At 66.9% G+C, this 9,399-nt stretch carries 12 protein-coding genes; 2 read left to right on the top strand and 10 right to left on the bottom strand.

What is annotated here, in order from left to right:
* Positions 1 to 47 precede the first annotated feature (47 nt).
* Positions 48 to 728, bottom strand: coding sequence for a transglycosylase domain-containing protein (locus tag QOZ99_RS06920; RefSeq protein WP_306889242.1), 681 nt, complete (start codon positions 726 to 728; stop codon positions 48 to 50).
* Positions 729 to 929: 201 nt separating this feature from the next.
* On the opposite strand from QOZ99_RS06920, the gene QOZ99_RS06915 reads away from it, so the two are divergent.
* Positions 930 to 1,865, top strand: a complete 936-nt coding sequence (locus QOZ99_RS06915) for a polyprenyl synthetase family protein (RefSeq protein WP_370876807.1) — start codon at positions 930 to 932, stop codon at positions 1,863 to 1,865.
* Between the two features lie 94 nt (positions 1,866 to 1,959).
* Positions 1,960 to 2,247: a hypothetical protein gene (locus QOZ99_RS06910; protein WP_306889241.1), complete on the top strand. Its 288-nt coding sequence runs from the start codon at positions 1,960 to 1,962 to the stop codon at positions 2,245 to 2,247.
* A gap of 239 nt (positions 2,248 to 2,486) precedes the next feature.
* On the opposite strand, the gene leuB is transcribed toward QOZ99_RS06910, so the two are convergent.
* The 9 genes from leuB to QOZ99_RS06865 all read right to left on the bottom strand — a co-directional run bounded on the left by leuB (position 2,487) and on the right by QOZ99_RS06865 (position 9,390).
* On the bottom strand, positions 2,487 to 3,596 hold the full coding sequence (gene leuB, locus QOZ99_RS06905) for a 3-isopropylmalate dehydrogenase (RefSeq protein WP_306889240.1): 1,110 nt from the start codon (positions 3,594 to 3,596) through the stop codon (positions 2,487 to 2,489).
* 281 nt (positions 3,597 to 3,877) lie between these two features.
* A complete protein-coding gene (locus tag QOZ99_RS06900; protein WP_306889239.1) occupies positions 3,878 to 5,449 on the bottom strand; it encodes a GMC family oxidoreductase in 1,572 nt (523 codons plus the stop codon).
* A 13-nt stretch (positions 5,450 to 5,462) separates the two neighbouring features.
* Complete coding sequence (locus QOZ99_RS06895; protein ID WP_306889238.1) at positions 5,463 to 5,999, bottom strand: twin-arginine translocation signal domain-containing protein; 537 nt, start codon at positions 5,997 to 5,999, stop codon at positions 5,463 to 5,465.
* Between the two features lie 91 nt (positions 6,000 to 6,090).
* Entirely contained in the window at positions 6,091 to 6,486 is a 396-nt protein-coding gene (locus tag QOZ99_RS06890; RefSeq protein ID WP_306889237.1) for a VOC family protein, read from the bottom strand.
* 187 nt (positions 6,487 to 6,673) lie between these two features.
* On the bottom strand, positions 6,674 to 7,030 hold the full coding sequence (locus QOZ99_RS06885; RefSeq protein ID WP_306889236.1) for a ribbon-helix-helix domain-containing protein: 357 nt from the start codon (positions 7,028 to 7,030) through the stop codon (positions 6,674 to 6,676).
* Between the two features lie 170 nt (positions 7,031 to 7,200).
* Positions 7,201 to 7,587: a RidA family protein gene (locus QOZ99_RS06880; RefSeq protein ID WP_306889235.1), complete on the bottom strand. Its 387-nt coding sequence runs from the start codon at positions 7,585 to 7,587 to the stop codon at positions 7,201 to 7,203.
* A gap of 36 nt (positions 7,588 to 7,623) precedes the next feature.
* Complete coding sequence (gene leuD / locus QOZ99_RS06875) at positions 7,624 to 8,229, bottom strand: 3-isopropylmalate dehydratase small subunit (RefSeq protein ID WP_306889234.1); 606 nt, start codon at positions 8,227 to 8,229, stop codon at positions 7,624 to 7,626.
* 104 nt (positions 8,230 to 8,333) lie between these two features.
* On the bottom strand, positions 8,334 to 8,894 hold the full coding sequence (locus tag QOZ99_RS06870; protein WP_306889233.1) for a cytochrome b: 561 nt from the start codon (positions 8,892 to 8,894) through the stop codon (positions 8,334 to 8,336).
* A gap of 64 nt (positions 8,895 to 8,958) precedes the next feature.
* On the bottom strand, positions 8,959 to 9,390 hold the full coding sequence (locus QOZ99_RS06865) for a metallopeptidase family protein (protein WP_306889232.1): 432 nt from the start codon (positions 9,388 to 9,390) through the stop codon (positions 8,959 to 8,961).
* Positions 9,391 to 9,399: the final 9 nt, after the last annotated feature.

Genomic DNA, 9,399 nt, shown 5'->3' with positions numbered 1-9,399 from the left:
CTCGCCAAGCGGGGACACCAAGCCGGCGCGCGGTTTCTCCCGCAGCGTCACGAGCCGAGGCCGAGACAGGCGGTCAGTTCCGGCCCCTCGCGCGGCAGGCGGGCGACCAGATTCCCCGCCAGCCGGCTGAGCCCGGGACCCGGCTTGCCGGCATCGCGCCTGTAGGGATTGGGCAGCATCACCGCGAGCAGCGCCGCCTGCCGGGCCGAAAGCCGACCGATGCCGCTGCCAAACGCCCGCTGCGCGCCCGCCTCGGCACCGAATTCGCCGGTCGGGCCCCATTCGGCCAGGTTGAGATAGATCTCGATCTGGCGCCGCTTGGACATCACCGCGTTGAGATAGAGCGCGAGCGGAAACTCCAGCCCCTTGCGGATGAAGCTGCGCCCCGGCCAGAGGAACAGGTTCTTGGCCAGTTGCATGGTGATGGTGGACGCCCCGCGCGAGGGCTCGCCATCGTCCGAATCGTCCATCGCGTTCTGCAGCTCGACGAAATCGACGCCGTCATGGGCGCAGAAGCGCGCATCCTCCGAGGCGAGCACGCTGCGGATCAGCGCGGGCGAGATGTTCTCGATCGGCACCCAGATGCGCGTCACCGGCTCCAGCATTGCCTGCCGCCACAGCATGAGCGTGGAAACCGGCTGCACCACATTATAGAGCAGGGCGAGCAGCAGCGGCGCCGCCACCACGACCAGCGCCACCCGCCAGGCCCACCATATCAGAACGCGCATCCCGATCCCCTTGCCGCGCGACATTACCCAGCGGCGACGCGGCGGTCGACCATCGATCGAGTGTTTCGCGCGCCCGCCGCACGCCAGCGCCGCATTGGCTCTGCCCCTTTCGCGGCACGCCCTGGCTGCGTTTCCCTTGACCGGCCGCGACGGCTCGGGCAGGCAAACTCAGCCGCAGCCGACAGCCAGAGGGTGACATCGATGAGCATCGCCGCCTCCGAGGACCTCTCCGCCCGCCTGATGCGGGCGCTCGGCGACTGCGCCGCCATGGTCACGGAGTATATGGACGGCGCCATTGCCCGCGCCGGCGGCCCGAGCCCGCGCCTCGCGGCGGCGATGCGGCATGCCGCGCTGGCGGGCGGCAAGCGGCTGCGTCCCTTCCTCGTCATCGAATCGGCGGCCCTGTTCGGCGTGGCGCGCACCGCCGCCCTGCCCGCCGCCGCCGCGCTGGAATGCGTGCACTGCTATTCGCTGGTGCATGACGACCTGCCGGCCATGGATGATGACGACCTGCGCCGCGGCCAGCCGACCGTGCACCGCGCCTTTGACGAGGCGACGGCGATTCTCGCCGGCGACGGCCTTCTCACCCTCGCCTTCGAGATTCTCGCGCGCGAGGATGCCGGCCCCGACGCGCACGCGCGAATCGCTCTGGTTGCCGGGCTCGCCCGCGCCGCCGGCGCCGGCGGCATGGTCGGCGGGCAGATGCTGGACCTCGCCGCCGAGGGCCGGTTCGCCGCCGCCGGACGCGGTGCCGCGACAGCGGGCGACATCGAGCACCTGCAGGCGCTCAAGACCGGCGCGCTGCTGCACTATGCCTGCGAGGCCGGCGCCGTGCTGGGCGGGGCGAGCGCGGCGGAACGCGCCAGCCTCGAGACCTATGCCCGCGCCATCGGCCGCGCCTTCCAGATCGCCGACGACCTGCTCGACGTGGAAGGCGATGCGGGCGAGGTGGGCAAGGCGGTCGGCAAGGATGCCGCCGCCGGCAAGGCCACGCTGGTGGACCTGATGGGCGTTCCGGGCGCGCGCGCCGAACTCGCCCGCCTTGTCGAGGAGGCCCGCGCGGCGCTGGCCGGCTTCGGCAGCAAAGCCACACTGCTCGCCGAAGCGGCGAACTTCATCGCCAACCGACGCAATTAGTACTTCTCTCATCTCGACGCGGCGATAAGTTGCGACCATATGTTATCGTGACGTAAGTCGCGTCGTCCGAAGCCGGCGTCGCCTGGAGGTAAAAATGCGCGTCAACCCGATCATGCTCGCGACCCTGATGGCTGGCGCGGCCTTTGTCGCCGGCACGTTCGTCGTCGCCGCGCCCGCGCAGGCGCAGGAGACGCGCATCATCATCCGCAAGCCGCCTCCGCGCTCTTTCCTGGATCCGGGCCCGGTGGTGAAGCCGGGCACCGCGCGCGACCTCAACTATGTGTTCGCGACGATCCCGCGCTATCCGACCTATGGCGATAACGGCTCCATCACGGGCACGCGCTGGCCGCTGCCGAGCGCCTTCGACCTGCCAGCCTATTGATCGCGCCGGCCTGTTGATCGCGCCGGCCTGCGGAACGGGCCGGGAGGTGGGTTTCACCCTCCCGCTTTTCCAAGCGCCCCGTGCCGACCGCCCCGTGCCGATCCCGCATGAAAAAAGCCCGGCTCGCGCCGGGCTTTTATTTTATCTGCCGATCCCATTGGCAAGACCGCCGGCATGAGGAGCGCGAGCCCGATGGGTCGCCGGCCCGGAAACCGCCGAGCTCATGCCGCCCTGTTGGGTCAGGCCGCCTTGGCCAATTCGGCGATGACCGCATCGCCCATGCCCGCCGTGCCGACCCGGGTCATGCCTTCCGACCAGATATCGCCGGTGCGGTAGCCATCCGCCAGCACGCCGGCAATGGCGGCCTCGACGCGATCGGCCGCCTCGATGAGGCCGAAGGAATAGCGCAGCGCCATGGCCAGAGAGCCGATCATGGCGATCGGATTGGCGACGCCCTGGCCGGCAATGTCCGGCGCGGCGCCGTGCACCGGCTCATAAAGCGCGCGGCGCTTGCCGCTGATCTCTTCCACCGCGCCGAGCGAGGCGGAGGGCAGCATGCCGAGCGATCCGGTGAGCATGGCGGCCACGTCGGAGAGAATGTCGCCGAACAGGTTGTCGGTGACGATCACGTCGAACTGCTTGGGCGCGCGCACCAGCTGCATGCCGCAGGAATCGGCAAGTTGATGTTCGAGCGTCACGTCATTGTAGTCGGAGCCGTGAACCTCGCTCACCACCTGCTTCCACAACACGCCGGTCTTCATGACGTTGTGCTTTTCGGTGGAGACCACGCGGTTCTTGCGGGTGCGCGCCAGCTCGAACGCGACGCGGGCGATGCGCTCGATCTCGTAGGATTCATAGACCTGCGTGTCGATGGCGCGCTTCTGACCGTCGCTGAGATCGGTGATGGTCTTGGGCTCGCCGAAATAGACGCCGCCGGTCAATTCGCGCACGATCAGCACGTCGAGACCCTCGACCAGATCGCGCTTGAGGCTGGAGGCGTCGGCGAGCGCGGGATAGCACATGGCGGGACGCAGATTGGCGAAGAGCTGCAGGTCCTTGCGCAGCCGCAGCAGGCCCGCCTCCGGGCGCACTTCATAATGGACATTGGCCCATTTCGGCCCACCGACGGCACCAAGCAGGATGGCGTCCGCGGCGAAGGCCTTGGCCATCGCCTCCTCGGAAATCGGCTGGCCGCAGGAATCATAGGCCGCGCCGCCGACGAGGTCCTCCTCGATGGCGAAGGAGGCGAGCCCCTGCGCGTCGAGCCAGCCGATGACCTTCTTCACCTCGGCCATCACTTCGGAGCCGATGCCGTCGCCGGGGAGGAGGAGGAGCTTGTGGGTGGCCATGGTTTCCCTCGCTTGCGCCTGTAGAGAATGCCGATGCTGCGATCAGTCATAGGGCCAGCGAGTGCTAATGGCTGGCGCGAGGACTGGCAAGCGGCGGCAGGGCCCCACCGGCAAAAGAACACCGCCGGCGCGTGGGCCGGCGGTGGGAGGGAGGCAGGTCGCCTGATCGGCCGGGCCGGCGGCGAGGCCGAGCCCCGACGGACGGCACGGAAACCTTGTCCGGCAGGCCGCAGGGCCGGAGCCCGCCGACGCAACGCCGGAAGGCTCTCGCCTGCCGCCGGTCAGATCGTCTTCTTCGACATCTCCCCGGCGATGAAGTCGGCCTGCCGCAGCGCCAGCGCCACGATGGTGAGCGTGGGGTTCTCGGCGCCGCCGGTGGTGAACTGGCTGCCATCGGAGACGAACAGGTTTGGCACGTCGTGCGTCTGCCCGTGCTTGTTCACCACGCCGTCGCGCGGCTTCTCGCTCATCCGGTTGGTGCCGAGATTATGCGTCGAGGGATAGGGCGGCGTTGGCATGGCCCGCACCGCGCCGACCGCCTCGTACATCGCCGTGCCCTGCCGGTAGGCGTGGTCGCGCATGGCGACGTCGTTGGCGTGGTCGTCGAAATGCACGTCGGCGACCGGCAGGCCATACTGGTCCTTCACGCTGGTGTTGAGCGTGACCCGGTTGGTCTCCTGCGGCATGTCCTCGCCGACGATCCACAGGCCGGCCATGTTGACATAGCCGTCCATGGCGGAGGTGAAGGAGCGGCCCCAGCCGCCCGGATCGAGGAAGGCGGCCATGAAGGGCAGGCCGAGCGAGAGCGTCTCCAGCTCATAGCCGCCGACGAAGCCGCGCTTGGTATCGAAACCCGCCTCGTCGCGCACGATGCCCGCCATGGTGGTGCCGCGATACATGTGCACCGGCTTGTCGAACACCGCGTAGACCGAGCCCGTCATGTGGCGCATGTAGTTGCGCCCGACCTGGCCGGAGGAATTGGCCAGCCCGTCCGGGAACATGTTGCTGGCCGAATTGAGCAGCAGGCGCGGGCTCTCGATCGAGTTGCCGGCCACCGCGACGATGCGCGCCTTCTGCCGCTGCGTCTTGCCGTCCTTGTCGACATAGACGACGCCCGTCGCCTTGCCGGAGGCATCGTGCTCGATCTTCTGCACCATGCTCTGCGGGCGGACTTCGAGATTGCCGGTGGCCTCGCCGCGCGGGATCTCGGCGATCAGCGTCGACCATTTCGCGCCCGACTTGCAGCCCTGGAAGCAGAAGCCGATCTGCTGGCAGGAGCCGCGATCGGCGCGCGGCTCGCTGTTGATCGCCATGCGGCCGGTCGAGACTTCCTTGTAGCCGATCTTCTTCGCGCCGGCCTCGAACACCTTGAAATTGTTGTTGCCGGGCAGGCCGGGAATGCCGTTGGTGCGCGTCACGCCCATGCGGTCCTCGGCCTTGGCGTACCACGGCTCCAGCTCTTTCAGCGTGATCGGCCAGTCCAGCAGGTTGGCGCCCTCGAGGCCGCCATAGGTCGAATGGGTCTTGAACTCGTGCTCCTGCAGACGCAACGAGGCGCCCGCCCAATGCACGGAAGAACCACCCACCGCCTTGACGATCCACGCCGGCAGGTTGGGGAAGTTCTTGTGCACGCGCCACGAGCCGGACGTGGTGCGCATGTCGGTCCAGGCCAGCTGGGCGAAGCTGTCCCACTCGTTATTGATGAAGTCTTCCATATTGTGGCGCTGGCCGGCCTCAAGGATCACCACCTTGATGCCCTTGAGCGCAAGCTCGGTGCCCAGCGTGCCGCCACCGGCGCCGGAGCCGACAATGACGACGACGGAATCATCGTTCAGATCGAAGGGTGCAGACATGTTCCCACTCCCCTCACAGCCAGGCGAGATCGTTGAAGCCGCGGTCGATGTAACCGCCCTTGTCGGCCGAGGAGCCCTCGTAGCCGAAGATCGGCCACACCTCCTCCTGGTTGTAGAGACCGACCACCAGTCCGGAGCGCACCTTCTCGAAGAAGGCGCCGCCCTCGATCTGCCGGAGCACGGCGACGCGCTGGTCCTCCCAGCCGAGATCGGCATAGGCGGTGCCATGCCGGGCCTTGGCCAGCGTATCGAGAGTGACCACGCCGTCCTCGATCAAGGTCTTCGTCGCGGGATCCTTGGCCGCTGCCGCCTCATAGGGCTTCACCGCGATGGCGTAGAAGCGGTCGGGCACGCGGTCATGGGGGTAGATGTCGCGCGCCATCACGATGAGGGTGCGCATGGTCTCCGGCTTGAGTGCGGAGACTTCGAGCCCCCACGCCTCGCGCGGGTTGAGCACCGCCGCCCCGCTCACCATCAGCGCGCCGGCGGCACCGATGCCGCCGAGCACGGCACGGCGGGACGGACCTCGCCTGTCGATCAGAGTTGGCATTCTATCCTCCCAAGATTTTTATATGTTCTTTGAGTCTTGTTTCAGTACAGCGCGCCGCCCTGGCGCTGCGGCGCGCTGCAGGTGTGGTCAATCAGCGATAGCGCCCGTGCTTCTGCAGCACTTCGATCTTGTAACCGTCGGGATCGGTGACGAAGAAGAACTTCGCGAGCAGTACGCCCTCGCGGAAGAATTCCTTGACCGGATTGGGATTGAGCCCGGCTTCAACGAAGCGGGCGTGCTCGGCGTCGAGATCATCCACCACGAAGGCGATATGCCCATAGCCATCGCCGAGCTGGTAGGGCTCGGTGCGGTCGTGATTGATGGTCAGCTCGACCTCGAAATCGGCTTGCGCGTTGCGCAGGTAGACCAGCGTGAAGCCGTCAAATGCGAAGCGATCGGCAATATCGAGCCCGAAGGCGCGATGATAGAAATCAACCGAGCGCGCCTCGTCGAGCACGCGGATCATCGAATGAATGGCCTTCGCCACCTGTTCCTCCGGCCTTGAATCCCGATGCGGCGCCGCTGCGCCGTCGAAGGAGGATGCTAGGCTCCGCGAGAGGCGGGAGGTGGTAGGCAGCTAACACATCACCACGATGTGCATTGCGATGCGGCAGCGGATGTCCTCGGGCCGGGGCCCTCGCGCCACACTTTCCGCGGAGAGAGCGAGCCAAGCCCTATTCCGCCGCCTGGAGCTGCAGCGTCGCGCTCTGGTGCAGATAACGCTCGCGCGCCGCTGCCGCGCTCATCGGCACGGGACCGGCCGCGCCGGGGCGCACCTCGGCGAGATAGATCAGGCAGGAGCAGCGCAGCAGCGAGGCGAAGTTGCGCACCTCGCCATGCAGGTCGAGCACCTCGTCATGCAGCTTGGTGACGAACTTGCCCAGACTCATGCCCTGATGTGCCGCCACGTCCTCCAGCACGGTCCAGAACGCGGCCTCCAGTCGAATCGACGTGGAATGTCCGCCGATGCGCACGGAGCGCGTCTGGCCTTCATAGGTCTCGGGCGCCTGGCCCGCGAAGATACGGCACATTGGGCGTCTCCCGGAACGTCCATTTATATTTTGAACGATTCCATCCCGGGACGGCGGCGCTGTAAAGGACGAAATTGCGCCGCCCGACATCTCACCCGTCTCCGTGCACCGACACGCGCGCGAATCACGACATTCCCCCCCCGTCCGGCGGGTGGACTGAGGGACCGTTGCTAGCGGCGCCGGCGCGCCGTCACCTCGATCTCGATCTTCATCTCCGGCTGCAGCAGGCCGGCGACGATCAGCGTGGCCGCCGGGCGCGCCGTGCCGAAATACTGGCCGAAGATCGGGAACACCTCGTCGGCATATTCCGCCCGCGTCACGATGTAGCGCACGCGCACCACGTCATCGAGGGAGCCCCCCGCCTCGCCGAGCGCGCTCGCGATGTTGCGGAAACAGCCATGGGTCTGCGCGAGAAGATCCTCGGGCAGTTCCATCGCCGCGTAATCATAGCCTGTCGTGCCGGAGACGAAGATGTCGTCCCCGTCCACCACCGCGCGGGAATAGCCGGCAATCGCCTCGAAGGACGAGCCGGAGGAAATCAGGCGACGCGTGCTCATGGGCGGATGTTTCTCGCGCTCGTCACGGCCGCCGGCTCACGCCCACGGACGATCCTCGGCGAGCTGGGCCTCATAGGTCTTGATCTTGTCCGCCTTCACCTGGGTGAGGCCGATATCGTCCAGCCCGTTCAGCAGGCAGTGCTTGCGGAACGGGTCGAGGTCGAAATGGATGGTGCCGCCATCCGGGCCGGAAATGGTCTGGCTCTCCAGATCGACGGTGACGCGGGCATTGGCGCCACGCTCGGCATCGTCGAACAGGGCGGCGAGCTGCTCCGGCGTCACCACGATCGGCAGGATGCCGTTCTTGAAGCAGTTATTGTAGAAGATGTCGGCGAAGGACGTGGAAATCACGCAGCGAATGCCGAAATCGAGCAGCGCCCAGGGTGCGTGCTCGCGCGAGGACCCGCAGCCGAAATTGTCGCCGGCGACGAGGATCGAGGCGCCCTTGTAGGCCGGCTTGTTCAGCACGAAATCGGGATTGTCCGAGCCGTCATCCTTGTAGCGCAGCTCGGAGAACAGGCCGGTGCCGAGCCCCGTGCGCTTGATGGTCTTCAGGTACTGCTTGGGGATGATCATGTCGGTATCGACATTGACCAGATGCAGCGGCGCGGCGATGCCGCTCAGGGTGGTGAACTTGTCCACGGCCAACATCCTCTTCCGGTCCGGGAGCCGGGCCCATGGCCGGTCCCGGAGATTTTCCCGCCCTCAATATCAACGCGCCGACCCGATGCCCAGCTTTCCCTGCATCAGTGCCGGGGCAACATGCGGCGCAGCACGTCGTCCTTGAGCACGAAATGGTGCGCGAAGGCCGCCAGCGCATGGGCCAGCGCGAGCAGGACCAGCCCATTGGCCAGCCATTCGTGAATTTCCTGCACCTCCCGCGCTGCCGTGCGATCGACCGGGATGGGCGAGGCAATCGTGAACAGGCTGAAGAACGACACCTCGTTGCCGCGCAGGAAGGCGAGATAGATGCCCACGAGCGGTGTGACGACGAGCAGCGCGTAGAGCAGCACGTGAACCGCGACCGAAGCGAGGTGAACCAGCCGCGACAGCGCCACCGAGGGCGGGGGAACCGGCCCCACCGCGCGAAACACGAAGCGCAGCACGACGAAGGCGAGGACGAGCAATCCCACCGATATATGCGTCCACCACAGCAGCGTGCGCCCCAGCGAACCGCGCTCGAAGAGCGGTTCGGCATATGTCACGCCGTACACGACGATGATCGCCAGAACGGTCAGCCAGTGCAGCGCACGCAGCGACAGGGGGTAGTGCGGGGTGAGCGACGATGAGGCCGTCGATAGCGACATGACACGCGTCTCCTAGGTTAGATTTATTCTAATCAGGACGACGCGCCCTTGCCAATCGGGTGGCCTACGTATCCGCCTGCTCCTCCAGCCGCTCCATGTCCTCGTCCGACAGCCCGAAATGATGGCCGATCTCATGCACCAGCACATGGGTCACGACATCGCCCAGCGTGTCCTCGTGCTCGGCCCAGTAGTCGAGAATGGGCCGGCGGTAGAGGAAGATCATGTTTGGCAGCGTGCCCGTCACCCGCTCATAGCCCTGCGCGAGGCCGATGCCCTGGAACAGGCCGAGCAGGTCGAACGGTGTTTCCGCCTCCATCTCCTCCAGCACGTCGTCGGTGGGGAAATCCTCCACCCGCACGACGAGATTGCCGCACATGGCGCGGAAGGCCTCGGGCAGCCGCGCATAGGCGTCCAGCGCCATCGCCTCCATTTCGGCCAGTGTCGGCGCGCTCAGCTTCAGCCACTCGGCCGCCGGCCGTCCTCCGTCAGCGCTCATCCGTCCAGC

It is taken from the genome of Ancylobacter amanitiformis, assembly GCF_030814815.1.
Taxonomy (GTDB): Bacteria; Pseudomonadota; Alphaproteobacteria; order Rhizobiales; family Xanthobacteraceae; genus Ancylobacter; species Ancylobacter amanitiformis.
Note: the sequence above shows the minus strand (reverse complement) of the source record. Positions and strands in the feature narration are given on the sequence as shown.